This window comes from Haloplanus salinarum, from assembly GCF_024498175.1.
In the GTDB taxonomy this organism is placed as follows: domain Archaea; phylum Halobacteriota; class Halobacteria; order Halobacteriales; family Haloferacaceae; genus Haloplanus; species Haloplanus salinarum.
Genome location: NZ_CP101823.1, coordinates 2241796 through 2265701, shown reverse-complemented (window position 1 = coordinate 2265701; position 23906 = coordinate 2241796). Strand labels below are relative to the sequence as shown.

Here is a 23906-nt window from a genome sequence, read left to right as displayed (position 1 = left end):
CCCGCCGGCTAGCCGTCCCAGTGGTCGAGGCTCGGTTCGGTCTCCTCGAGTGCCGTCTCGACGTGCTCCTGACGGATATGCTGGATCTCGTCGGCGTCGACCGCCTCCTGGAGCGCCCTGCGGGCGGCGTCGTCGGCGACGACCTCCAGGTCGCGCCCCGAGTACCCCTCGCTCAGCCGCCGGATCCGATCCCAGTCGATCTCGTCCGGGAGCGCCGGCCGGTCCCGGAGGTGGACCCGGAGGATGGCCTCGCGGGCCTCGGCGTCCGGCGGCGGGACCTCGATCCGCTCCTGGAACCGGCTCGTCGCCGCGCCGTCCACCTCGTCGGGGATGTTGGTCGCCGTCACCGTGATGACGTCCTCGCCCCGACACTCGGTCAACTCCGTGAGGAACTGGTTGACCATCTGGCGCTCGCTCTGGGTCTTCTGTGACCCGCCGCTGCGGGACGGCATCAGCGCGTCCACCTCGTCGACGAAGACCAGGCAGGGCTGGTTGTCGCGGGCGACGTCGTAGAGTTCGGCGACGTTGTCCGCCGCCTCGCCCACCAGCGAACTCGTGATGTCGTTGGGTTCGACGTCGACGAAGTTGTAGCCGAGTTTACCCGCCAGCGCCCGCGTGATGTGCGTCTTCCCGGTTCCCGGGGGGCCGTACAGCATGACGCCGTTGACCACGCCGAGATCGTACTCCGCGTACAGCTCCGACCGCTCCAGCGGGTCGATCACCTTGTCCCGGAGCGTCCGCTTCAGGTCGTGCATCCCCCCCACGTCCTCGAAGTCGAGATCCGGCGGGGACTCCAGGTATTCGCTGGCCTCCGCGACCGCCGCCGCGTCCGCGTCCGCGTCCGGGTCCGCGTCCGCCGTCGGTTCCCCGGCGTCGGCGGCCGCGTCCCGGTCGCCGGATGGGACACCGTCCCGACCGTCCGCGACGTCCGCCTCGACGGTCCCCGACTCCCGGAGTTTCTCCGCGACGGTCGAGAGGTTCTGCGCGAGGTTCCGGCGTTTCTTGGCCAGCGACTCGTTGGATTCGGTCTCGGCCAGATCCGCCATCGCGTCGGCACACCGCTCGTAGTACGCCGCCGCCTCCTCGGCGTCTCCCTGTGATCTGAGTTCGTCCGCCTTCGTGCGGTACTTCTCGTACCGGTCCTGGAGGATGTCCCGCTGGATGCTCTCGTCCATGGTCGGCGGGCGATCAGAGCCCGTGTTCGCTCATGTCGTCCTCGATGTCGATCTCCTCCGCCTGGACGTCGACCGACGCCTCGGCGCTGGCCGAGACGCTGGTGTCGTCCTCGATGTCGATCTCCTCCTCGTCGAGTTGGTCCTCCTCGAGGTCCTCGATGGTGCCCATGACGTCGTCGTCGGAGTCCATCGACATGTCGCTGGAGGTGAAGTTGAAATCCAGGCTCCCCTGGATGCGGTCCATCATGTCGACCTCCATGTCGAACTCGACCATCTTCTCCTCCATCTTGGCTTCGAACTCGTCGACTTGGAGATCCTGGTCCATCACGTCGTCGATGGCGAGATCCGGGCTCGTGTTGCTCCCCTGTTCCGCCAGTAGCTCCCGGGCCCCCTCGATGGAGAGGAGCGTCCCGTACTTCATCGAGGTCTTCTGGTACTTCTTCTGTTTGAGCTGGTACTGCTTCTTCTGGTTTTTCGCCTTCTTCGCCAGCACCTGCTTTCGCATTTCGTCCTCGCCGGCGGCCTCCTTCACCAGCTTCTTGTACTTGGTCCGATGCTCCTCGATCTCCCCCTCGATGCGGTTGCGCTGGCGCTCCAGCTTGATCTTGTCACGCCGAAGGTCCTTGTCGGAGTAGACCTCGGTGCTCAACAGCGTCTGATCGGTGGTGCCGAACTTCTCTTTGACCCAGCTTCGAACTTCCATGATTCGTGTTTCGTTGTGGTACCGTCATGATACTTTCTCCGCACGATGCCCCCTAGCCGGCGCGACGGTCGCTCATAGCTCCGGCTTGACCGTCAAGACCGTTCCGACGACGCCCAGTACTGCGCCGAACGCCGCCGCGAGGACGAGAATTTTCATCTCGCCGACACTAACTCGGAGTAGCTGCTCCCCTATCGTCGCCTCGACGTAGATGACGGCCGCCCCCGCGAAGAGGCCCCCGAACGCGCCCAGTTGGATGCGACGCTCCATGAACATGAAGACGCCCAACACGAGCGCGACGCCGATGACGACGTTGAGTGCGAGTACGCCGGCGGACAGCCAGTGCACAGGTGCCATGTATCGTGTTCCCTCGACGTTCACGATGAATGTCCATATCTATTGACTTAAACTTTTCTCCCATCAGGAGCAACATCGTTTCTCCATAGTGGAGACTATCTATCGAAACCCACTCGGAGAAACACTTTAATGGTTCGGGTCCGACACGTTCGAACGAGCGTGACCGACAGTGAGTGACCCCGTCGAGAGCCCGCGCGTTGGAAGGGCGTGTGGTGATCCCCCCATCGTCGCGTCCCGTCGATGACCGACGAGCCGTCGTACCTCTACGTCGTCGACTACGCGGACGACGCCGAGCGAAAGCGCGTCGAGTATCTCTTCAACAACTGGTCCGAAGGCGAGTTGCGTCGGCCGGAAGGGGTGGTTCGACTCGCCGCCGACGTCGACCACGACAGCCTCTACGAGCGGCTCATCTCGAAGGTCCCCGAGGAGCGGATTCGAGCCTACCGGCTGGAGGAGAGCGGCGCGGAGGTGTCGCCGACGACGCGGACCGTCGAACGCACCGTGCCCGCGGAGCCGGACGCCGTCGAGTCGTTCGTCGAGTACATGCTCTCGAAGAAGAAGGCGGTCCTCCAGTCGGCGGCGCACAACGAGTACGAGATGTACACGAAGAAGGGGCGGGCGACGGCGGCCTACGAACTCGACGAGGCGGACGACGGGACGACGGTGCGGCTCCGGATCAGGGGCTACTCGGACGCGCCGTCGTTCCTGGCGGAGTTCTTCGAGACCGAACTGACGGACTACGCGGCGAGCCAGCGGAGTTGACCCACGCATGAGCAACTGCAAGGAGCGATACAGGGAGCTGACCCACACGAAGGATCGCGTGCTGAACGAGGACTTGGCCGCGCTCGAACGGCTGTCGGAGCGCGCCCGCATCGAGCGGTACAACGAACTCAAGGCCGACGAGGAGGATTTCGTCTTCGAGTTCACCGCGGAGTGTCCGGACTTCTTCACCGGCGCCGAGGAGGACCGCATCCGCAGCGAGTTCCGCCTCGCCAGGCTCTTCGTGGCGGCGAGTTTCTACGACGACGGCGGCGTTCCGCCCGCCATGGCGGGCGATTTCGTCGACGCCGAACTCCAGGCGGTCGTCGATTTCGAGCGGTACAAACAGTTCGACGCGCTCTCCGAGGAACAGATCGCCACCCGCGTCCGCCGGATGGAGGGCGAGGTGTACGAACTCGTGACCGAGTACACCGCCACGCAACTCAGCGACCTGGACGACCTGCTGGAGGATCCGGACGTCCAGCGCGACGTGATGGAGCGACTGATCGAGCGCTACGAGGAGCGCCGGGAGAAGATCCGACAGGGCTTCTTCGTCTACGTCGAGACCCAGGGACTCGTCCACACGGTCGAGACCATCGAGGAAGCGATCACCGCGGTGGGCGAGGCCGAGCGCGAGCGCGAGCGCGTGAGTGAGGAACTGGAGTCCGGCCTCGCCGACCTCTCCGAACGGATCGACGGCGACCTGCGCGGGGAGTTCCGCGAACTCGAGGCCGCCCTCCTCGACCCCTCGGCCGACGCGAGCGCCGAGACCCGGATCGAGCGATACACCGATCGCAGCGGCGAGGCGATGGCCGAGCTCGCCGCGCAGGTCGAGCAGGTGAAGGAACTCAAGGCCGACCTGGAGGCACAGGCGTCGAGCCTCGAATCCGTCCGGGAGGAGACGAAGGAGGCCGCCCGCGAGGCCGTCCGGGAGGAGGCCTCGGCCATCCTCGACGACGAACTGTCGGACCTCGACGCCCAGCACGAGCGCATCGAGGCGGAGGTCCGCCGCCTCGAACGCGAACGCGAGCAGTTGGCCGCCGAGAGCGAGCGCCTCGACGAGCGGCGGGCCGACCTGGAGGCCGCCGTCGGCGACGACGACCCCGAGGGCGGCGACGACGTGGTGACGACCCCGATGGCCCGGCTGTTCGAGATGGACTACCTCGGCCGGTTCGACATCTCGATGCACGAGGCGTCGGTCGTCCACACGCCCGACGGGGCGCGGGACGTCCCCGACGGCTACTGGGAGGACCGCAGCGAGCGGCGCACGGACCGGGCCCGCCTGCTCGACCTCCTCCCCGACGACGAGGACCCGGAACGGTATCCGCACAACCGCTGTGCGCGGTACGAGGTCACCGACGAGCGGTACCTCGGCCTCTCGCGCGATCCGACGCTCGTGATCGAGGCGCAGGTGATCAGCAACCTCGACGCCCACGTCCGCGCCGGCTTCGACGCCGCGCCGGCCGACGTCGACCGACTGCTCGACGTGGTCAACCCCGTCGTCTACGAGGCCGAACGCGAGGGCTACCACTACCTCCTCGCGGTGGCGTCGCCGACGGGATGGTCCGAGCGCGCCCGCCGACAGGTCGCCGGCGGCGACGGCGACGGCGGCAGCCGGTTCAGCCGGCGCTTGAGCCTCTGTCTGGTCGACCTCCAGGACGGGACCCTCTACTACGACGAGACCGACCCGGTGGTCGCGGACAACGCCGCGCTGTTCGAACCGCCGGTGACCGCCGAGCGCGTGGCCGCGTGTGTCGACCACGTCCGCGAGACGTACGTCGACGACGTGACCGCCGACTCCGTCACCCTGGCGGACGTCCGCGAGGCGGGGTACGACCCCCACGTCGTGAAGCAGGCGTTCAACGACCTGGCGGACGAGGGCGTCGGCGAGCAGTTCTACCTCGACGAGTTCGGGCTGACGCTCGACCTGCACTGACCCGATTCAACAGGTAGTTAACCGGCGGCGGCCTCGCTCCGGACATGGACGCCGCGCTGGTCATCCTCGACGGATGGGGCCTCGACGGCCCGGGCCGCAACGCCGTCTCAGCCGCCGACACGCCGACGTTCGACCGCTTTCTCGCCACGGGGGCCTCGGGTACCCTCGACGTCTCCGGCCGACGGGTCGGCCTGCCCGACGGCCAGATGGGCAACAGCGAGGTCGGTCACCTCAATATCGGCGCCGGTCGGGTGGTCACGCAACCGCTGGCGCGCATTCACGACGCCATCGACGACGGCTCCTTCTTCGAGAACGACGCCCTCCGCGGGGCGGTCGACCACGTCCGGACCACGGGCGGACGGCTCCACCTGCTGGGCCTGGTCAGCGACGGCGGGGTCCACTCCCACCAGCGACACCTCCACGCCCTGATCGAGTTCGCCGCCAGACACGACGTCGAGGCGGTCACTCACGCCTTCACCGACGGCCGCGACACGCCGCCGACGGCCGGCGTCGACGCCCTCGGGGCGCTCGAAGCCGCCGTCGACGACCACGGCACCGGCGACGTGGCGACGGTGATCGGCCGGTACTACGCGATGGACCGGGACGAGAACTGGACGCGGACGCGACGGGCGTACGACGCCATCGTCGAACGGGAGGCCGAGCACGCCGCGCCGACGGCCGTCGACGCCGTCGCGGCTGCCTACGACCGCGACGAGACCGACGAGTTCGTCGAGCCGACGCTGGTGGAGGGAGGGCCGCCGCTCCGGGACGGCGACGCCGTCGTTGTCGCCAACTTCCGGGCCGACCGCGCCCGCCAGCTCGTCCGGATGCTCGCGGCCGTCGACCCGGCGTGGCCCGACCCCGTCGACCCCCCGGAGACCCACCTCGTCACGATGACCGAGTACGACGAGCGCTTCGAGTTCCCCGTCGCCTTCCCGCCGTTCGAACCGGCGGGAACGCTCGGCGAGGCGCTCGCCGGCGCCGGCCGGACCCAACTGCGGATCGCCGAGTCCGAGAAGTACGCCCACGTCACCTACTTCCTCAACGGGGGCCGCGAGGTGGCCTTCGAGGGCGAGACACGCCGGATCGTCGAGAGCCCGGACGTGCCGACCTACGACGAGCGCCCCGAGATGAGCGCCGCCGCGGTCACCGACGCCGCCGTCGACCACATCGAGCGCGACGACCCCGACGTGCTCGTGTTGAACTACGCCAACCCCGACATGGTCGGTCACACGGGCGACTTCGAGGCGGCCGTCGCGGCCGTCGAGGCCGTCGACGCCCAGCTGGCTCGCCTCGTCGAGGCCGTCCACGCCGCCGGCGGGGACGTCCTCGTCACCGCCGACCACGGCAACGCCGACGACATGGGGACCCCCGAGGATCCCCACACCGCCCACACGGCCAACCCGGTTCCGGTCGTCTACCTCGCGCCCGGCGACGACCCCTCGGGCGGTCGACGCATCCGGACCGGCGGCTCCCTGTGTGACGTGGCGCCGACGCTGCTCGAACTCGCCGGCGTCGAGCGTCCGGCGGCGATGACCGGCGAGTCACTGCTCGACTGAGCCGGCGATCAGGCGGTAGGCCGGCCCGGCGAAGGCGAGCGCCGCGAGGAGCGCCGCGCCGACGACCACGCGGGGATCCATCGCCGCCGACAGCGACGCCGTCTCCAGCGTCGCGAACGAGTCGCCCGCGAGGACGCCGGCCGCCACCCACGGCACCTCGCCGATCGCGGTGCCGAGCGCGAACGTCCCCGGGGCGACCCCCGCCACGCCCGCGCCGGCCGAGACGACGTCGGAGGGGAGCGGCAGGAGCCGACTCCCGACGACGCTCCGCAGGTCGCCCGTCTCCGCGACCAGTCGCTCGCCCGCGGCCGTGAGCCGCCCCTCCCGGACGCCGCGCCCGGCGAGCCAGTAGGGGGGGAGGCTCGTCAGGACTACGAGCGCGAGCGCGAGGGGAAGCCCAGCGAGTCCCAGGCCGTAGCCGGCGACGACGGCGAGCAACGTCGTCGGCCACGCGAACAGCGGCCGGACGGCGGCGACGACGACGAGCGCGGCCGTCAGGCGCAGCGGATCGGCCGCCACCCACGCCAGGCGGCCGAGCGCCCACGCCGGCGAACTCGCCCACGCGAGGACGGCGACGAGCGAGCACAGCCCCGCGCCGGCGACGAGCCGCATCCGGCGGTCCATACGCTCCGGTCGTCGTCCCGCCCCAAACGCGTTGTCCTTCGTCGGGACGTTCTTGACGGGGGCCGTCGAACGGGCGGTCGTGACCGAGTCGGACCGCACCCCCCGGAAGGAGCGCGTCGAACTCGCGCTCGACCTGCTCGCGAACCTCGAACACGAGCAGTTGCCGCTCCCGGCGGCCGTCGACCGGATCGAGACGGTGACGACCGATCCGGCGCTCGTGCGGCGGATCCTCGACGAGGCCGAACTGCGAGGCATCCTCGAACGCGAGGACGGCCGGATCCGCGTCCGCCGCGGCGGCTACGTCAGCTTCGAACGCGACGTCGTCTCGCGCGAGGGCGACTTCGACTGTCGGCGCTGTGGCGCGTCGCTCTCGACCGGCCACTTCGTCCGGCTTGACGCCGGCGAACTCGGCCCCTTCGGCTCCTCCTGCGTGCGAAAAGTGCTCGGCCGGGAGTAGCTACCGGCCCTGTCTGAGTTCCTCGATCAACTGCTGGATCGTCCGCTCCTGCCGTTCGAGGCGCTCGTTCTGGGCCTCCACCGCCTCGCGGAGTTCGGCGAGTTCCCGCGCGACCGCGGGGTCGTCCACGACGCCGGCGGACTGGAAGCCGGAGTCGTCGAACCCGCTCTCTTTACCCTCGCCGACGGGTGCGGTGTCCGCCGCGCCGGTCGTCGCCGCCGACTCGTCCTCGCTCTCCTCGCCCTCGTCCACATTCGCACCGTCGCTCGATCCCAGCGGCGCCGGCCCCTCGCCGAACGATACCGTCTCCTCGGCCTCGTCCTCCTCGTCGTCGGTCGCCGTGGCCGCCCGGAGGTCGTCGAGGCCGTCGACGCCGTGGTGCGTACACACGGCCTCGACGAGCCCCTCGCGAAGCGCCCGCGCCTGATCGTTCGGCGCCTTGAACCGCTCCTGTCGCCCGCCGACGGTGATGACGACCGACGTGGCGACGCTCCCCTCCTCGAAATCGAGGTCGGTCACGTCGTCGAAGTGGTACTCGTCGTACTCCTCGTCCCAGACGGCCTCGCCGATGTGACGCACCAATCGCGCGCTCGTGACGACGATGGTGAGTTCGCTGAAGCGGTAGGTCTGTTTCACCGTCTCGCCGGTGTCGGTTACGCCCCGGGCGTTCAACACGCCCGCGAGCACCGGGTGGATCACCTGGTCGAGTTGCTTCGTCGGGACCGAGAACGTCCGCTCGCCGTCGAGGCCGTAATCGAGGGTGATCTCCGCCTTCCGTCGCCCCTCCGAGACGCCGACGTGTTCGGCGTCGTGCGGGAACTCCTCGACCGCCTCGTCCGAGAGGAGGCCCTCGGCCCGGTAGACGAGCGTCCGCGTCGGCGTCACGAGAAGCAGGTCCTCGCCGCCGAGTCCGACCCGAGCCGCCACGGACTCGCCGTCGAGGCTAGACTGGACGATCTCCGGCAAACTCATGGACGGAGTGTTCCCCCCGCGGATGATAATTCTGCCGGCTGTCCGTCGCTGGCGGCGGTCGTCGCCCCTCCCGCCCCGAACCAGTCGCCGCCACTCCGTCCCCGAGAGGTGGACCGATATGGGAAGCTTCAAGGGGACGATTTGCCTACGAGTGAGTGCGCCCGGGTGGCTTAGCTGGACATAGCGCCGCACTCATAGGGTATTCGAGCTTCGGTGCGGATACGCCTTGGAAGCCTCCCGATCCCGTGAGGCCCGCCGAGCCTCGTACCTGGGATATGCGGAGATCGTGGGTTCGGAGCCCACCCCGGGCACTCCTTCCCGTTCTCACTCGGACAGCGACGTCCACGATATCGGAAGAAGTATGTAACGTTTTTCGCCCACGAATACAATAAATAGTTAGAATTGGAGCGTCAAACTCTAAAACATCGAGATACAATCGTCGTTTGGAATACGAAAATGCAAATAGAGATCACCCTTCGTGACGTCTTTCACGTGCTCTCGCCCGTCGGCTGCATGGTCGAAGCGCTGTCGACCGCGCTGTTGCTCGTCGCGATGGCCGGCTGTGCCGTCGCCGCCCTCCCCTGATCGCCTACTTCGTCCAGATCGATCTCACGTCGCCGCCCGGGAGCGACGACTCCCACCACAACGTGACGTCGCGTGCACGCGTCCCCTCGGGGACGGCGTACACGAGGTCGCCCCGTTCGACGGTTCGGGCCGCCAGCTCCCCGCCGTCGTAGGGGTCGTCGCTGACCTCCTGGTGCTGTGGTCGGCGCTCGCCCTCGATCTCGAGGACGAACTCCGAGGGATCGGGCGTGGACTGTGGCTCTTGGAGGCGGTTCCGCACGTCGATGCGCATGACCGCCCAGATATCCCCCTCGTCGGGACTCGGCGTGCTCGGCGTCGGGGTCGGTTCGGGCGTCGCGGTCCCGTTGGTGGGGGTCGGTTCGGGCGTCGCGGTCCCGTTGGTGGGGGTCGGTTCGGGCGTCGCGGTCCCGTTGGTGGGGGTCGGTTCGGGCGTCGCGGTCCCGTTGGTGGGGGTCGCCGTGGCGTTCGTCGTTTCGTCGCTCGTCGGATACTCCGCCTCGAACGATCCGCCGAGGACGTTGATGTACAGCCCCGTCGGGACGGCGTAGTAGTTGCCGAAATCCAGCCGTCGTGGCATCGTCTCGATCGACCACGTCTCGTCGACGGCCGGGAGCCGGAACTCGTAGGTGTCGAGATAGTTGAGCGCGAACCGGGGGCTGTGCCACTCGCCCGTCTCGCCGGCAGCGAGGGACATCTCGATCTCGCTTGCCTGTGTCCACTCCTCGCCGGCCCGTCTCGTCTCCAGGGTCGCGGTGAACGTCCCCTCCGCCGAGCCGACGTTACGAACGCCGAACCCGAAGGTGGTCGGGACGTTGATCGAGATCTGGTCGGCTGCCTCGACCCCGAGGAACTCGAACTCCGCGGAGCCGCTTCCCGTCCCGGTTTCGGTCCCGGTCTCGGTCCCGGTCGGCGTCGTGTCGTTCGGACCGTCGCCGTTCGAACAGCCCGCGAGGGCGGCGATTCCGGCCGAAGCGAGGAACGCGCGGCGTCGCATACGTCGTCCTCCGCTCCCCCGACATAAATGGTGTCCGGTCCGCCGTCGCGCTCCCGTTCGTGGTTCGGGTCCGTCGAACACGAACGGTGATCACGACCGCGCCGACCGCCGTCCCGTCCCCGATTTCGCCCTTCTCTGAGAACGTCTGACACATACGACAATACCACAAAACATATACCAGACTTGGATAAAGAAGTGCCCGTACCCCTACCAGTGGTCGCGCTGTCCACCCGGATGGCAAGATCACGAACCGGCACGAAAGAGGACCGACCTCCGGACTGTCACTGCGGTGCAGATCAACAACGCAAAAAAATGACAGACTATAACAAGAAAGCTCGCGCGGTCGTCCTTGCTGCGCTCATGGTATTCAGCGTCTTCGCTGGTACCGTGGCGCTCTCGGGGACGGCTGCTGCAGAGGCAACTGATCTCAGCAATGCGTCCGCATCGGACGTCATTGTTGGGGCAGATGCGACTACACAGACGGTTTCCGTTGAGGTAACCGTCACAGATGGAGGTACAGACAACATCAGCTTCGATCATGGAGCTCCCGGATACACGGTGGAGGGCCTTGACAGCGCTACCATCAGCAGTAGTTCGGGGCTTGAGATTAACAACAGCTCTACTACCGGAGCAAGCACCGTTGAAGTAGGTCTCAACGATACTACGAACGACGGTAACACTGCTAGCGGTACTGTCGAGATTCAGGTAACTGTGGACACGGTCGGCGTGGCCACTTCGACAGGTAACACCATCACGATTGATGATGCTCAGGGCACTGCTAGCGCGCAAACCCCCAACTTCGCGTTCGTCTCCGGTGGCGGTGACAACAACCGGGCCGGTAACGCGGACGGCACTGGTGACTTCAACACCGCGGACGGTGAAGGCTACATCTTCCCCGGTGCGACGATCTTCCAGGGCGAGTCCGACGTCTTCCTGGGCGACAACTTCGACGGCACGCCGACCAAGGTCGCCGGGAACGACGAGGGTGTTCCGCTCGAAACGCCGAACATCCCCCAGAGCCAGTCCACCGGTCGCTACAGTGACAACGGCAACAACAACGTCACTGTCCAGACGCCGCGTGTCACCACGCTGGACGTCCTGAACAGCAACCTCAACGACATCGCCGGCGGCTCGGTCGCGGAAGGTACCAGTCCGAGCTCCGGTAGCGACGGTAGCGGTGCTGGTAACCTGACGGTCATCGGCGCCTGGAACTACCAGAACGCCGAGGACCTCGAACTGACCGTCGAGGACGACTCCGGTCTCGACGTGACCGGTGACGTCGTCGACGACAACGTCAACCCGTCCAACAGTCCCATCCGGTCGGCCGGCGACCGCGGGACCGAGTACACGACCGATGATGGTAGCGATCGCGGTGGCGACATCTCCGACAACGAAGTCGCCTACCCGATCGACCTCGCGAACACGGGTACCGGCACCTACACGATCTCCCTCGCTGGCACGGACGACCTCGGCTTCGGTGAGGCGTCCCAGTCCACGACCATCACCGTCACCGGTGACGACGACGCGAACCTCGTGCTCGACTCGGACGAAGTCACTCGCGGCGAGGACGTCCGCTTCGAGATCCAGGGTTCGGACGCCGGTGACACCCACACGGTCATCATCGAGTCCGACGACTTCCGTGACGACACCCTGACTGCGGAGAACGCCGCGCGCATCTTCCGCCAGGTTGGCGACACGGGCGAAGTCGGCTTCGTGAACAACTCCGGTGACACTGCGGTCAACCGCTCGGTTGCGGACTCGACCGGAGTCTCCGGCACCATCGACTACGCGTACGCGAACATCACCATCGACGACGACACCGGTGTCGGCGTCGGTCAGGTCGAAACGCAGTACCTCGACGACTCGGACGTCGACCTCACGCTGTACAACGCCTCGACTCAGGTTCCCTTCGAGATCGGCAGCAACACCGATCAGGAGGGTGAGGACGACGAGCAGACCCTCACCGTCAACGAAGGCGACCTCACCATCGAGTCGCCCGGCGGCACCTACGTCGTCGGCAGCGAAGTCGACATCAACGGCACGGCCTCGGAAGGCATCGACGAAGTCGCCTTCTACGCCCGCCGGAACAACAACTACGAACACGTCCCGATCGACGGGGAGGACACGCTCACCGTCGACGCTGACGACACCTTCGAAGAGGAAGACATCGTCCTCTCGGAGGACAGCGATATCCTGAGCCAGCCGGGCACCTACCGCTTCGGCGCGCTCGACGTCGACGGACTCAACCAGCCCGTGACCGACGACCTGACGACCTCGGAGTTCAACACGAACACGAGCACGCAGATGTCCCTGCGTGTGACCGACACGGAACTGACGGCCAACGTCAAGACCGTGGGCGGGCAGGTCTCGACGACCGACTCGACGGTCAACATCTCGGGCACCGCGTTCGGTGCCAGTAACGTCGACGTGATCTTCGTCGGCGACCGTGGCAACACCTACACCACGGACATCTCCGTGGACGACGACAACACGTTCTCGGAGGACGAGGTCACGATCAACAACGTCCAGGGCTCCCAGAGTGTCAGCGTCCACGTCCTGTTCCCGGGTCGTGACGGCAACTACGGCAACACGGACACGGACGTTGTCGACGACATCGTGCCGAGCGACGGCACGCTGACGGGCGCTCAGGTCCGTGCCCGGATCGTGGACAACACGACTGAAGCAGTCGCGAGCGACGACCGGATGGTCACCTCGACGTTCCGGTACGCCGACGCGCAGTCGACGATCCAGAACGTCTACCCCGAAGGCATGGAAGCCTCGGGCGTCAACCCGGTCGGAGTCGACGACACGATGGTCGTCGAAGGCCAGACGAACCTCCGTCCGGACGACAACTCGATCACGGCCGAACTGCTGACGACCGAGGGCGACTCGGTCGCGCTGTCGACGACCGACGAGTGGTCCTACGACGGCACGTGGTCGACCACCATCGAGCTCGAGGACGTCCAGACGGGGACGTACGACCTCGAAGCCGACGACGGTGAGAACACGGACATCGTCACCGTAGAGATCGTCCAGAACGTCCAGACGGCGACGCCGGAACCGACGGAGACGCCGGAACCGACGCCGACTGAGACGGCAACGCCCGAACCGACGGCCACGGCAACGCCCGAGCCGACGGACACGGCGACCGCCGAACCGACCGACACGCCGACGCCCACCGAGGGCGGCGGCCCCGGCTTCGGCGCCATCGTCGCGGTCATCGCGCTGCTCGCGGCCGCGCTGCTGGCCACTCGGCGCGACTAACTGATCACGACTGACCGCCGAAAGCGGTCACCCGACGCGGTCTCTTTTATCGAACTCACCCACACAGCGACGGCGCCGTCGATGCCGTCCGGGACGGACGTAATCGAACGCCGGAAGGGGCTGGACGTCGAACACGTCAAAAACGCAACCGCGGCCCTGAACGACGACGATGTCGCGTTCGAACTGGGATGCCAGTCGTGAGTGGGGGGAGGTGGGCCGCGGCCACGGTGAAGTCGTCAGCCATCATTCATAAATGTGTGGGTGACAGTCACACGACAGAGCGAGTCGAGGGTCGGACTCGCGGGGTGCTCCGCAACCACTAAACGCGCTTCCGCCCTTCCTCCGGTGATGGTAGATTGGACGGAGAAATACACTTAATCATACACAGAATATACACAAGCGCTCCTCGGACGTAGTGACCATGACACCTACCGGGACGTGGCGAGAAACCGGTCACAGTCGTTCGCCCGGCGGAGAGTACTGGTCGACGGGGTCGCCCTTCTCGTTGACTACCTCCGGCTCGCTGTCGCTGGGTCCATCGTTGTCGGCCTCCTTCAGGATGGCGTAGAACCGCCACTCGTCGCCGTAGTCGAACAGGTAGCAGATACGGTCACGCTCTTGCAGCCTCAGTTCCTGAATCATTTCGCCCACTGTCGTCTCAGCGGCACTGTACTCGTCTTCGTCGCCCATCGTTGGGACTGCTTGCGCCAACTCCTCAGGCCGTTTGTACTGCACAGGGCTTTGCCAGTAGTCTTGGTCAGTGCCGAAGAACCAGAGGTGGTCTTGGTCGAGGCCGACCGCACGGTTCAGCACCGTTTGGAACTCGTCGAGCGTGCGGTCCGCGCCAACTACGATGTCGCGCCACAGTTCTGTCGGGTCGTACTCGAACTTCACGCGGAAGCAGTAGGTGGTCATCAGTGAGTTTCGATTGATGCTATCGGTGAATTATATCCTTCTCCCTCGGATGTAGTCCTCTGTATCCTCCAATAGACGCTTTACATCCTTTTCAGCCGGGTCTTCCTCATTTGCATGGGCACAGTCTGCACGAATTGATGAAAGGTGTTTCAAATGTTGGTATGGACTCTTGTTGATTTCATTTCCTTCGTATAATTTCTGCGCAAGTGCATCAATACCATCGTCATAATTGTAATCAATATCAACTCCGGCGTTTTCGCAACGCATGAGGAGATATCTTTCCAGAGCAACACCGGCAATCACCCCACTGGCCCGAATCTCACCCTCCTCATAAAGGTCTCTTGCCTTGTCATGTTCTGTCTGCGAAACATCACGAGAGATTTGCTTTCGAACTCTGAGTTCCTCTACACGAATTTTCGAGGGTATAGAACGGAGTAGACTTCGTTGGGAATCAAAATCACTGTTTTGAGCGTTCAGAACCTTGCGCGTATCTCTTCGGGCCTTTTTATCTAACCGTAGGCGGTTTTTGAACTCTTGATAGTGGTGTTCGAAATCATCCCTTCGGCTCGGAATGTAATCTGTAACAAGCGGAAGCGCAGTATTGTACCACACTTCGTATTTTTGCAGTGCCTCACGCTGAATCTGCTCCAATTCTTCCGAAGGGGTATTCCAATAGTATCCACCACCGCCTATTTCACTTGCCCTTGTTTGGATATTATTGAAAAAATCGGTATAAAGAGTTTCAATTTCCTCGGCATCCTCTTCTAACCTGTCAAGCTCTTCTTCTATAGCCTGGTTAGAGGTTGTCATGTGTGATAGCCTGGATATCTATTGGTGACTGTTGGACTATAGGATTCCGGTGCAACAATTTTCCGACTCGTACTCAGTTGCTGAGAACGAAGTCCTCCCAGAAGCAATAGAATACTCAACTTCGTACCGCCAAGACCCGTAGATACACACTCAGGAGCCGCCCCGGTTCTTTTTAAAATAGTCTTGTTAAACATGTCACTATGGAAAATAGAGATTATGAGATTGAATTGAAAGTGGAAGAGGAGCAAGAGTATATTATTGACCGGGTAGAGGATGAGCTGCATATTGACCTGGAGGAACGTAGCGGCGAAGAGCTTGGTGTAGGAACTGCGATAGCAATCTATAGTGCAGTCGTTGGGACTGCGGGTCTTGCGCTTACAGCATATTCAGTAGTAAAAGAAGAAGACCCCTCAACAGAAATAACGGTTAAGCATGAAGGTGAGGGCGACATCTACTTTATTGATGTCGACGAGGCTGAAAAAGTGGGTGGAAATATCATTGAAAAAGAAGGGGACGTTGCTGTAGCAAAACTGTCTCCGAGTCAGGCGGCAAGAGCCCACGCAGAACCGGAGGAAGACTAGGAGTCCATTTGTCATGGAGATTGGGCTTGTAAGCTGTACCAAGAGCAAGCGTGAGCAGGCCGCGAAGCCCGCCGACCTCTACATGGAGTCCGCGTTCTTCAGGAAGGCCCGCGAGTACGTCGAGGCGAATCACGATGCGTGGTACATCCTCTCCGCAAAGCACCACCTGCTCGACCCAGATGGCCCACCTATCGAACCTTACGACGAGACGCTGAGCGGGGCGTCCGTCGACAGGAAACGCGAGTGGACCCAAACGGTCTACGACCAGCTACGAGAGGAAGGGCTACTCACCTCGGGTAACACGCTGGTCTTCCACGCTGGCCGCGACTATTACGATGAGCTACTCCCGCTCCTCGAAGAGACGCCGGTACAGGTCGAGACGCCGACCGACGGGCTTCAGTATGGGAAGACGCTGGCGTGGTACAACGAACGGATTTAATCAAATCCCGGCATCCGGTCGGTGTAGCCCTCCAAGGTCTCCAAGAAGTCGGGTTGGTAATCTTCCCCGACATGGTTGATGTTCCACAGACCGGACTGCTCGATGTCCGTGACCGGACTGTAGTGCCCGAGCCATTCCTCGCGGCGGGAGTCGATAGATTCCTTGCCGTAGTTGCTCACCAGCGCAATCGCGTTTCGCTCGATGTAGGCGCGGTCGCTGTTCGGACTCGGTTCGTCGTCGATGTCGACCCAGAGATACGGTAAATCGCGGACGTACTCGCTCACCCGTCGCTCCATCTCCAGTTCATCTAACCGCAACTCCCGTCCAGCACTTGAGCCGACGCCCCACTCAGGATACTGCTCTTCGAGGCTATCCTTCTCGATGAGGGCCTCCCCGACGCGCTTCCTGAAGACGGAGCCGCGGTGGTTGCCGCCGCCTTCGTAGGTACCGCGTTGTGCCCCTCGATGCGTTCGTAGCCGGTCCCAGAGCGACGTACTGCTTCCTTCCGAGACCGCATGGGTACCGATACGAGTTACTCGTAGCTGGTCACTGGACTCGCGGGTTTCGTCTGGGTGAAAGAAGAAGTAAATGCCGCGGTCGGGCCAGTTCATTCGACCGTCACAGTTTCCAAGCCGTCTCTTGCCACCGACTGTCGCCTCCAGGTCGTCGAGCAGAGAGTAGAATCGGTCGAGGTCCTGGCGTCTGGTCATATCAGTACTCCGGAAGCATACGGATTAGTCGTTTCCCCCACGTAGTAGCTGTCCAATTGATAGACTACGTCTATTTTCGAACAGCCGTTATTGTAGTACCCAATAACGCGTCTTCCAAAGTAGAATCGCCAACCATCACGTATAGGAATCTAATACGTCGGAGTTGGTGATTACTGTCGATTCGAGACTTCTATCGAGCCATGACGGGAAAGCAGTTACAGCCGTTCACTTCGCACTACGACTTCCAGTCGGGAAGTTCTCTGATAGGTACCCATTCGTCGTCTTCGTTTTTGTATTCCCACCAGTCCCAACCGCTGTAGCCGTAGGGGTCGTCCCGAGGGTCGGCTCCCCTGTGGAATCGGTCAGCCTCGCGGGCGGCACCGGATGGGGTTCGCGTCGTTAATTCTGAATCGTCAGGGCCAGAATCACCCGGTACGCTAATCCGCTCATCTTTGACGTGGGCGGTCACCTCCTCGTCTCGGTACTCCCCACGCCTGTAAACGTGACGGAGAGTCGTACCGTTGTCTAACTGTGCGAGCTTCGAATTGAGATGTGGCGGCATTTTTTCTTTCATCGGTATCACTCCGAAAGCTCCTGAATTGGCCGCCATTCGCCTCTTTCGTTCTGATACGTCCACCAGGTCCAGCCGTTGTAGCCTTCGCCCCGTGCGTCGTCGCCACGCAACTTTTTATCAGCCACCCTGGCGGCACCAGTTGGACTTCGTGTTTCCTGGGTATCCCCCTCGACCGAAAGTTGGTCACCCACAACGGTCGCCTCGACTGACTGTCCACCGTAATCGCCACGGGAATACGAATGGCGAACGACCGTCCCATCCGGTAACTTCTCAAGGCCCGATTTTCCGGAACTCTCCGACTTTCCCCTATGCGTCGTTTCACGGGTGTCTCGGTCCTCAAGCGCCGCCTCCTCGTTGACGTGAGCGAGCACACGAGCGACCACGTCATTCCACGATTCATCTCGGTTACCGTAGCGACCGAGCTCTTGGTACAGTTCGTCGGCCAGCTTGATGCTTCGCGCCATATCTACCACTATCTATCCACAGGGTGTTAAAACTTATCCTGTACTTAGTCTCAAGTCTAAGCTAACGGGGCCAGAGGATTATTGCTCGTGTACCACTCTTCAATTCGGACAACCACCGGACAACGAGCAGACGGGGTTGATAGCAGAGTCCTCTCAGAAACAACAAAATACTCGACTCCGTACCGCCAACACACGTACGTACATACACACGGTTCACAGCGTAGGCTGTCACCGTAGCCAGCCCATCCTCGGCGCGGTCGGTTCAGCCGCTACTCAATCACACCCGGAAGCCGAGCCGCCGCGAAGTGGTCGACGAACTCCTCGATTCGATTCCGTACATCGTTTGCACTCCAGTCCGTCTGTCCCTCGATTACGTCGTGCCGTCTCGATATGGCTCGAAGCACCTCCGTAAGGTCGACCCGACAGACTTGCCCCTGCGTGTCCTCGTGTAGGTGTGACCGCCACAGGGTCCACCGGAGTCCATCTGTGCCGATGGCTACCATCTGCTCGTGCGCCATCTCTCGAAGGTACTTGCAGAAGGCGTTCACTTCGATATACTCGCGGATGTCGCTGGTCGCCGCTCGCCTCGTCTTCTGCTCCTTGTTCGCGGCCTTGGCTTCGAGGATACAGACCAGCGTGGGGTCGACCTGTTTCAGCAAATAATCCGGACGTTTGCTTTCGACGTGTCGGAACGTCGTCGGTCTGCGAACGAAATGCGGACCGGTCCCGTCGTACTCGGTCGATGCAGGATTGGTGTACCCCAAGCCGTGCAGAACCGGCTCAATCAGATACTGTTCGGTGAATACCTCCGGTTGCTGGCCGACGTAGGGTCCAGGGAGGGCCGTGGTCTCGTCGTCGGTGAGAATGAGACTGAGCTTTCCGCCCTCGCCCAACTCCCTGAACTTGAGCGGGAACGTGCGAAGCTGTTGGCGAACGCGCTCGGCGACAGGGTTGAACTCGTCGAGTCGGCTCTCAGTCATCCGCGATGGCTTCCTCGACGATTTCGATTTCCTCGTCAGTCAGCCCGTAGAGGTCGTAGACGATTTCATCAATCAGGTCATCGGTACGCTGAATTTTCTTGTCGAGTTCCTCCGCTCGCTCGACGGCGTCCCGGTACCGTTCGAGGTCGTCGGCCACGCCGTCGGGGTCGGGGAGCGTGATGGCCTCCAGTCGGTCGACCAGCGAGTTCGTCTTCGTCGCCGTCTCACGGAATCCTGCGAACCCACCGGCCTCCTCGACGGCGACCGGCACGAACGCCTCCACGAGGTCGGCCTCGGTCTCTGAGAGGTCAGTCAGTCGTATTGCTGGCATCGGCTCGGTCTCTGTGTAGCCCCACTGGTCGGTCTCGTGGGTGGCCTCGTCGTCGGGCTTGTAGCGCGCCGTAGCGTGGATGACGACGGTAGTCTCATTCTTCCTTTCGCAGACGACTTCACCGATACGAAGATTTTCGTAGTCCTCGTTAGTAGCGTCTAACGTCGAATCTCCCACACCCTCTGGCGGATTATATCTTCCAACGGTTGTGAGGTCCGGTCCGTCAGAGTAGTTGCCAAGATAATCAGTGAGATTCATGTTTATTCTCACACGCTCACCAGTATATTCCATTAGATTCTCTACATGTTGTTCGATACTACTGTCAAAACTGTCAACTGGTATACCAACCGGTTCTAAGTATTCTGTTTTGTATCGGTAGTAACCTCCTCGTAGCACAGTTCCTGTTTGAGTGATATAGTACCAGACGAGCGAAGAGTTCAATAATCCTAATAATCCAAGCTCAACATCCCTATACGTCTCCGCAAGGATTGGACTATAGACTGTACTGGAAAAGAAGACATCCCCCTGCGAATCATAAGTCGATTCCCCTTGTTTGACGACCTGAGAAATCATTATTTTCAGCCGTTCAAACTTTGCAGGATGTCTTGGACACCAATGAGCGTACCACGTCTCGAATACCTGATTCTCGCTACCACGTTCGCTGAGGTCCTCCTTGTTGTCCAAGAGGTAGTCAAAACATTCGGGATACCTATTCTCAAGCTCATTCTCTGGCATTATCGTACCATCATCAAGATACGGATAGATGAGACAAGAATCGGTTTCCGGTGGAGTGTAGCGAGAAACCCCACTATCCGTTACAAACGGTTTCGTAATACTGGTCTCAACGGAGACACGCTCACCTACTGCTGATGAATACCCTTCAACATAATCACCATCATACTCACACTCTTCCAAGACGAAAACATCGTTAGCACTGGTCTGAACCCCTACCAGAATCTGGTCGGTGATTTCGTCAAATCCAATTCCTGTACTTTCAATCTTGTTGAGTATCTTCTTTTCTTCTTCTCCAGTTAAATTCCACTTTTCTCCTTCATTATCCAAGTCTATCTCTACCCACTCAACTTCTGTGAGATTGGTTTCTGGGTCGTCTGAAACTGCACCATAGTCAATTATTGTTGATTGATGAGACTGCGATAAGAACAGGAGACACGTATAGGTGGTTGCCCCATCAAACACCTGGTTTTGTTTAAAATCAGCTATCTTTTCAACACTCTGTATGTCCTCAAGATGTTGCCTGAGCGGCGAACCCGCGCGTGCCTCAAAGAATTTATTTGGTAAAATCAACCCAACGCGATTATTAGAAAGGGCCTCCGCTCTTTCAACGAATAAATTGTAAAGGTCATAGCGTTCCCGGGCTACATTATAGACATTTCCGTAATATTCTTTATCGGTGTCTGGTAAGTTTTGTATCTTAACATACGGCGGGTTTCCGACTACCGCGTCAAATCCGTCATCGTTTCTCAATGACCCCTCTTCATCATAGTAGGCTTCGGGGAAGGCCAGTTTCCAGTGGAAGAAATCTTGCTCACCAGCTGTTGCCTGTGCGCTTTCGAACCAATCTGTGTTTTTAACGCCCGCCCATTCCTCATCATCTTCCAGCGCCTTTGCCATTCGCTCGTATGCACCACCGGGAACATCAAGACCGAATCGCTCGGCGGTGTGAACGTTCGCCATCGTCACGAGCCGTTTACGGAGTTCGTCCTGCTCGATTTCGGCGTACTTGCGCTTCATCTCGCGCACGTCCTCGACCGTCTCGTTCTCGATGGCGAGGAACTCCGAGTAAATGTCCATCAGGCGCTCGATAGTTCCCTCACGTGTCGCGCCGAACTCGGCCAAGGACGCCTGTGAATCAGCGTCGTTGCTCGCGTCTGATTCCAGTTCCTCGATATCCTCAATGTCCGACCCGACCAGCGAATTACCCTGCTTGAAGTGGTGGTCGAGGAAGGCGAGCGGACGGTCGGCCGCCAGCGTCTCCAGCCACATCGACAGCTTCGCCAGTTCGACGGCCATCCCGTTCAGGTCGACGCCGTAGATGCACTCTTTGGCGATTTCCCGCCGGATGTGCTGTTCGTCGAACGCCACCCCGAACTCCTCTTCAGCCTCGCGGACCTCGGCCATCACTTGCTCGGACAGGTAGCCAGTAGCCTTTGTCAGGAAGTGACCGCTCCCCATCGCAGGGTCGAGAATCCGAAGGTCGGTCACACGCCGAAAGAACGGCCCGATGTACTCCTGTGTGCCCGGCTCGAACCCTTGGTCTATCAGGTCTTCACGTATCTCCTCGACCAGCGGGCCGACCGTCTCCTCGACGATGTAGGTCACCACGTAGTCGGGCGTGTAGTAGGCACCCGTGGCCTTGCGTTCGCCCTCATCGTTGACGACGTACAGCCCGCCCTCGGGGACGGTCTCGACGGCGTCGGCAACGCTGACTTCGGTGGCGGGCTTCCAGACCTGGCCACCGTCCTCCGCGACCGCCGCGTACTGCTCGGGCGCGATGCGGAACTGGTGTTCGAGTAGGCCCTCGTAGACGCTCCCAAGGTGGCGGGTGTCGAGGTCGGCGTAATCGGCGAGGACGTACCGACCCTCGTCGTTCTGCGTGGTCGACAGTCGGTAGATGACCTCGGCGAGGTACTGGTTGCTCACCTCGTGGTCGGTCAGGAAGTCGTGTTCCTCGTGGTCGAACAGGCCACCGTTGTACGGGGGGATGCCGAGGTCTTCCTCGCCCTGGTCGATGAGCCGGAACAGGTCCTCCAGCCGACTCCACATCGTCGTCGAGTAGTCGCTGAACTCGTCTTCGAAGCCCTCGTCGACCTCGCCGATGGTGTCGTGGATGTCCAGCCGGAGTTCGTCGAGGCTGAAGTTCTGGTCGTACTCGTCCTGCGCCGACTGACCTTCCGGGTGGATGAGTCCGCGTGCCTCAGCGTAGAGGACGAACATCAGCCGATAGAGGAAGACGAGCGATTGCTCTTTCAGTTCGTCCAAGGCCTCCTCGTCGTCGGGGTCGATGTCGAGGTCGTCGTTGGTCTCGACGAAGCCGCGCCCGAGCACGCGCAGTGCGGTGAAGACGTTATCTTGCAGGTTCTCCCCGAGTTCCTGTGACGCCGTCTCGCTCTCGGACCACACTTCGTCGAGGAACGTCGTGCCGCCGGACTCGTGGAAGGCGTCGGGCCGGAAGAAGACGTAGAAGTATTTGAACGCCCCCAGGTCGCCCCGTTCGAGTAGTTCGGGGAGGTCGACCTCGTAGTAGGTCTGCGTCTCGTAGTCGTTCGTACCGTAGAGCCGCCACTTCCGTCCGTTTGTGAGTACGCCCCACTGGATGTTCGGCGGCGTGTTCTCCAGGTAGTGCTTGGTCTGGTGCGAGGCGTTGCGGTAGGGACGTTGCTCGCTGAACTGGATGTTGAACGCGGCGTCCCACTGCTTGGCCTCGACGATGCCGACGCCCCGCTCGAACAGGTCGGTCGTATCTTCGGTTCCGAGGTAGACCTCGGCGGCGTCCCGGCGAGCGGTCGGCGTCTCGAAGAGGAGTTCGTCGACGAAGCCGCCGCCGTTGGGGAGCGTCACTTCCTCTTGCGTTCCAAACCCGAGTACGTCCAGTACCTCGTCTATCCAGTTATCTATGAGCGCGTCCTCGCCGTACCCCTCGACCAGCGAGCCCTCCAACTCATAGAGCGTCCGGAGGTCATCCATCGCTTCGCGGGCGTCATCGTCACAGTCCCACTCGTCGCGTTCTTGTACGCGCTCGTCCAGGTAGTGACCAGAGAAGAGATTCGCGTTGACGTAGGGTCGGTCGGAGAGCGTAGCCTGACTCATTCGAAGTATCTTATATGCCGCTGGGGAAGTTACAAATAGATGATGGACACACCCGTCTCCGTCCTCTCCAGTTTGTATTTTTAACCACTCAACAATTCCCACTAATTTCAGTCAAATCTGTCGAAGGACTCACCCCGAGGCTTTCCTTGAGCTCTTCCCGCCTCTGCGCCGCCGTCTCGAAGTGGCGTTCTTGTCGCTCAGCCATCCTGTTTGCAGCATCAGCATCATCGTTTACTTGCAACTCATAAACACCGGAATACGTAGCGGCTGTACCCTGAAATGCCGCATGAAAGTACCCTTCAAGCAGTTGTTCCCGTGTATCGTTTCTAATAGGGGCCTCATGTGCCGATTCATTCAGGGTCTCATATTGATTGAACGACTTCTCTAAGTGCATGAGTGCCCTCGACCCGTCTCCCTCTTCCAGAGCATTAGTACCCTGATTCAGTTGCTCACTTGCTTCAGAAATCTCGCTCCGGTGATTTACAATCCAACATCGTGCGGAAGTGCCAGGTGAGGATGTCTCAATCCCCTCAGAGGCATCATTATTTTCACTGACCTCAGTCGGCGGGACAGTCACCAACATCGTAACAAATCCAAGTATAAGGATACCACTCACTATCCAACGGGAAAACTTGGAGTCGATTAGATTTCCGAATCTGTTCCGTACCGGGGGTAGTAGAAACAGACCTAATAGTAGCAAGGAGAATCCGAATGGGATTGAATCCTGAAATCCGCCCAGACTCAACAGAAGAAGGAACAAACCTAACGCCCAAGATACAATCTTACCTATGGTTTTCAGGATAGCTGGCCCCCCTGACTCGTCATTAGACACTCCTCCATCCTCCGACATTATGGGGTAACCCCGATTTTCGCTCCAACTGTTCGTCCAACT

Annotated in this window: 20 protein-coding genes, 1 tRNA gene and 2 pseudogenes; 10 read left to right on the top strand and 13 right to left on the bottom strand. The window is 61.7% G+C overall.

Annotation, left to right across the window (positions count from 1 at the left end; all coding sequences use genetic code 11):
• Nucleotides 1-8: 8 nt before the first annotated feature.
• From NO364_RS11755 to NO364_RS11745, 3 genes are all read right to left on the bottom strand, one after another.
• Nucleotides 9-1175, bottom strand: coding sequence for an ATP-binding protein (locus NO364_RS11755; protein WP_257627623.1), 1167 nt, complete (start codon nt 1173-1175; stop codon nt 9-11).
• A 13-nt stretch (nt 1176-1188) separates the two neighbouring features.
• Complete coding sequence (locus tag NO364_RS11750) at nt 1189-1878, bottom strand: hypothetical protein (RefSeq protein WP_157690657.1); 690 nt, start codon at nt 1876-1878, stop codon at nt 1189-1191.
• Nucleotides 1879-1950: 72 nt separating this feature from the next.
• Nucleotides 1951-2232, bottom strand: coding sequence for a hypothetical protein (locus tag NO364_RS11745; RefSeq protein ID WP_157690658.1), 282 nt, complete (start codon nt 2230-2232; stop codon nt 1951-1953).
• Between the two features lie 240 nt (nt 2233-2472).
• Between NO364_RS11745 and NO364_RS11740 the strand changes: the two genes are divergently transcribed.
• The 3 genes from NO364_RS11740 to gpmI are packed head-to-tail and all read left to right on the top strand — an operon-like array spanning nt 2473 to nt 6486.
• Nucleotides 2473-2994 (top strand): hypothetical protein, encoded by a 522-nt coding sequence (locus NO364_RS11740; RefSeq protein WP_157690659.1) that lies wholly within the window; start codon nt 2473-2475, stop codon nt 2992-2994.
• A 7-nt stretch (nt 2995-3001) separates the two neighbouring features.
• Nucleotides 3002-4927, top strand: a complete 1926-nt coding sequence (locus NO364_RS11735; RefSeq protein WP_257627622.1) for a coiled-coil domain-containing protein — start codon at nt 3002-3004, stop codon at nt 4925-4927.
• A gap of 44 nt (nt 4928-4971) precedes the next feature.
• The gene (gene gpmI, locus NO364_RS11730; RefSeq protein WP_257627621.1) at nt 4972-6486 is read left to right on the top strand and encodes a 2,3-bisphosphoglycerate-independent phosphoglycerate mutase; all 1515 of its coding nucleotides are present in this window, start codon (nt 4972-4974) and stop codon (nt 6484-6486) included.
• On the opposite strand, the gene NO364_RS11725 is transcribed toward gpmI, so the two are convergent.
• Nucleotides 6472-7110 carry a VTT domain-containing protein gene (locus tag NO364_RS11725; RefSeq protein ID WP_257627620.1) on the bottom strand — a complete coding sequence of 213 codons (639 nt, stop codon included), beginning with the start codon at nt 7108-7110 and terminating at the stop codon, nt 6472-6474. The genes gpmI and NO364_RS11725 overlap by 15 nt on opposite strands.
• A 79-nt stretch (nt 7111-7189) precedes the next feature.
• Between NO364_RS11725 and NO364_RS11720 the strand changes: the two genes are divergently transcribed.
• Nucleotides 7190-7567, top strand: coding sequence for a DUF5830 family protein (locus NO364_RS11720; RefSeq protein WP_157690663.1), 378 nt, complete (start codon nt 7190-7192; stop codon nt 7565-7567).
• Here the strand turns inward: NO364_RS11720 and NO364_RS11715 are convergent, their stop codons facing one another.
• Complete coding sequence (locus NO364_RS11715) at nt 7568-8539, bottom strand: DUF7115 domain-containing protein (RefSeq protein WP_257627619.1); 972 nt, start codon at nt 8537-8539, stop codon at nt 7568-7570. It abuts the gene before it with no gap.
• A 159-nt stretch (nt 8540-8698) separates the two neighbouring features.
• On the opposite strand from NO364_RS11715, the gene NO364_RS11710 reads away from it, so the two are divergent.
• Both NO364_RS11710 and NO364_RS11705 read left to right on the top strand, forming a co-directional pair.
• Nucleotides 8699-8850, top strand: a tRNA-Met gene (locus NO364_RS11710).
• A gap of 145 nt (nt 8851-8995) precedes the next feature.
• The gene (locus tag NO364_RS11705; RefSeq protein WP_257627618.1) at nt 8996-9124 is read left to right on the top strand and encodes a hypothetical protein; all 129 of its coding nucleotides are present in this window, start codon (nt 8996-8998) and stop codon (nt 9122-9124) included.
• Between the two features lie 4 nt (nt 9125-9128).
• Here the strand turns inward: NO364_RS11705 and NO364_RS11700 are convergent, their stop codons facing one another.
• Nucleotides 9129-10118, bottom strand: a complete 990-nt coding sequence (locus tag NO364_RS11700) for a hypothetical protein (protein ID WP_257627617.1) — start codon at nt 10116-10118, stop codon at nt 9129-9131.
• 234 nt (nt 10119-10352) lie between these two features.
• On the opposite strand from NO364_RS11700, the pseudogene NO364_RS18395 reads away from it, so the two are divergent.
• Together NO364_RS18395 and csg are read left to right on the top strand one after the other, a co-directional pair.
• A pseudogene (locus NO364_RS18395) lies at nt 10353-10526 on the top strand (surface glycoprotein); the annotation flags it as partial.
• Between the two features lie 318 nt (nt 10527-10844).
• Nucleotides 10845-13382, top strand: coding sequence for an HVO_2072 family ArtA-dependent S-layer glycoprotein (gene csg, locus NO364_RS11695; protein ID WP_257627616.1), 2538 nt, complete (start codon nt 10845-10847; stop codon nt 13380-13382).
• Nucleotides 13383-13850: 468 nt separating this feature from the next.
• Here the strand turns inward: csg and NO364_RS11690 are convergent.
• Both NO364_RS11690 and NO364_RS11685 read right to left on the bottom strand, forming a co-directional pair.
• A pseudogene (locus NO364_RS11690) lies at nt 13851-14297 on the bottom strand (IS1096 element passenger TnpR family protein); the annotation flags it as partial.
• A 30-nt stretch (nt 14298-14327) separates the two neighbouring features.
• Nucleotides 14328-15107 (bottom strand): hypothetical protein, encoded by a 780-nt coding sequence (locus NO364_RS11685; protein WP_257627614.1) that lies wholly within the window; start codon nt 15105-15107, stop codon nt 14328-14330.
• A 200-nt stretch (nt 15108-15307) separates the two neighbouring features.
• Between NO364_RS11685 and NO364_RS11680 the strand changes: the two genes are divergently transcribed.
• Together NO364_RS11680 and NO364_RS11675 are read left to right on the top strand one after the other, a co-directional pair.
• Nucleotides 15308-15688, top strand: coding sequence for a hypothetical protein (locus NO364_RS11680; RefSeq protein WP_257627613.1), 381 nt, complete (start codon nt 15308-15310; stop codon nt 15686-15688).
• A 13-nt stretch (nt 15689-15701) separates the two neighbouring features.
• Nucleotides 15702-16127: a DUF6884 domain-containing protein gene (locus tag NO364_RS11675; protein WP_257627612.1), complete on the top strand. Its 426-nt coding sequence runs from the start codon at nt 15702-15704 to the stop codon at nt 16125-16127.
• Here NO364_RS11675 and NO364_RS11670 read toward each other — a convergent pair.
• The 5 genes from NO364_RS11670 to NO364_RS11650 all read right to left on the bottom strand — a co-directional run bounded on the left by NO364_RS11670 (nt 16124) and on the right by NO364_RS11650 (nt 23864).
• Nucleotides 16124-16837: a GIY-YIG domain-containing protein gene (locus NO364_RS11670; RefSeq protein ID WP_257627611.1), complete on the bottom strand. Its 714-nt coding sequence runs from the start codon at nt 16835-16837 to the stop codon at nt 16124-16126. The two genes, NO364_RS11675 and NO364_RS11670, sit on opposite strands and share 4 nt — an antisense overlap.
• 579 nt (nt 16838-17416) lie before the next feature.
• Nucleotides 17417-17875 (bottom strand): hypothetical protein, encoded by a 459-nt coding sequence (locus NO364_RS11665; protein WP_257627610.1) that lies wholly within the window; start codon nt 17873-17875, stop codon nt 17417-17419.
• Between the two features lie 269 nt (nt 17876-18144).
• Nucleotides 18145-18855, bottom strand: coding sequence for a hypothetical protein (locus NO364_RS11660; RefSeq protein WP_257627609.1), 711 nt, complete (start codon nt 18853-18855; stop codon nt 18145-18147).
• Nucleotides 18848-23014, bottom strand: coding sequence for an Eco57I restriction-modification methylase domain-containing protein (locus NO364_RS11655; protein ID WP_257627608.1), 4167 nt, complete (start codon nt 23012-23014; stop codon nt 18848-18850). Before NO364_RS11655 ends, NO364_RS11660 begins: the two co-directional genes overlap by 8 nt.
• Before the next feature lie 88 nt (nt 23015-23102).
• Nucleotides 23103-23864: a hypothetical protein gene (locus NO364_RS11650; protein ID WP_257627607.1), complete on the bottom strand. Its 762-nt coding sequence runs from the start codon at nt 23862-23864 to the stop codon at nt 23103-23105.
• Between the last annotated feature and the right edge of the window lie 42 nt (nt 23865-23906).

Coding starts and splice junctions, on each gene's coding strand:
- NO364_RS11755 (WP_257627623.1), bottom strand. CDS start 1,175: ATGGACGAGAGCATCCAGCGGGACATCCTCCAGGACCGGTACGAGAAG.
- NO364_RS11750 (WP_157690657.1), bottom strand. CDS start 1,878: ATGGAAGTTCGAAGCTGGGTCAAAGAGAAGTTCGGCACCACCGATCAG.
- NO364_RS11745 (WP_157690658.1), bottom strand. CDS start 2,232: ATGGCACCTGTGCACTGGCTGTCCGCCGGCGTACTCGCACTCAACGTC.
- NO364_RS11740 (WP_157690659.1), top strand. CDS start 2,473: ATGACCGACGAGCCGTCGTACCTCTACGTCGTCGACTACGCGGACGAC.
- NO364_RS11735 (WP_257627622.1), top strand. CDS start 3,002: ATGAGCAACTGCAAGGAGCGATACAGGGAGCTGACCCACACGAAGGAT.
- gpmI (WP_257627621.1), top strand. CDS start 4,972: ATGGACGCCGCGCTGGTCATCCTCGACGGATGGGGCCTCGACGGCCCG.
- NO364_RS11725 (WP_257627620.1), bottom strand. CDS start 7,110: ATGGACCGCCGGATGCGGCTCGTCGCCGGCGCGGGGCTGTGCTCGCTC.
- NO364_RS11715 (WP_257627619.1), bottom strand. CDS start 8,539: ATGAGTTTGCCGGAGATCGTCCAGTCTAGCCTCGACGGCGAGTCCGTG.
- NO364_RS11705 (WP_257627618.1), top strand. CDS start 8,996: ATGCAAATAGAGATCACCCTTCGTGACGTCTTTCACGTGCTCTCGCCC.
- NO364_RS11700 (WP_257627617.1), bottom strand. CDS start 10,118: ATGCGACGCCGCGCGTTCCTCGCTTCGGCCGGAATCGCCGCCCTCGCG.
- NO364_RS11685 (WP_257627614.1), bottom strand. CDS start 15,107: ATGACAACCTCTAACCAGGCTATAGAAGAAGAGCTTGACAGGTTAGAA.
- NO364_RS11680 (WP_257627613.1), top strand. CDS start 15,308: ATGGAAAATAGAGATTATGAGATTGAATTGAAAGTGGAAGAGGAGCAA.
- NO364_RS11675 (WP_257627612.1), top strand. CDS start 15,702: ATGGAGATTGGGCTTGTAAGCTGTACCAAGAGCAAGCGTGAGCAGGCC.
- NO364_RS11670 (WP_257627611.1), bottom strand. CDS start 16,837: ATGACCAGACGCCAGGACCTCGACCGATTCTACTCTCTGCTCGACGAC.
- NO364_RS11665 (WP_257627610.1), bottom strand. CDS start 17,875: ATGGCGCGAAGCATCAAGCTGGCCGACGAACTGTACCAAGAGCTCGGT.
- NO364_RS11660 (WP_257627609.1), bottom strand. CDS start 18,855: ATGACTGAGAGCCGACTCGACGAGTTCAACCCTGTCGCCGAGCGCGTT.
- NO364_RS11655 (WP_257627608.1), bottom strand. CDS start 23,014: ATGAGTCAGGCTACGCTCTCCGACCGACCCTACGTCAACGCGAATCTC.
- NO364_RS11650 (WP_257627607.1), bottom strand. CDS start 23,864: ATGTCGGAGGATGGAGGAGTGTCTAATGACGAGTCAGGGGGGCCAGCT.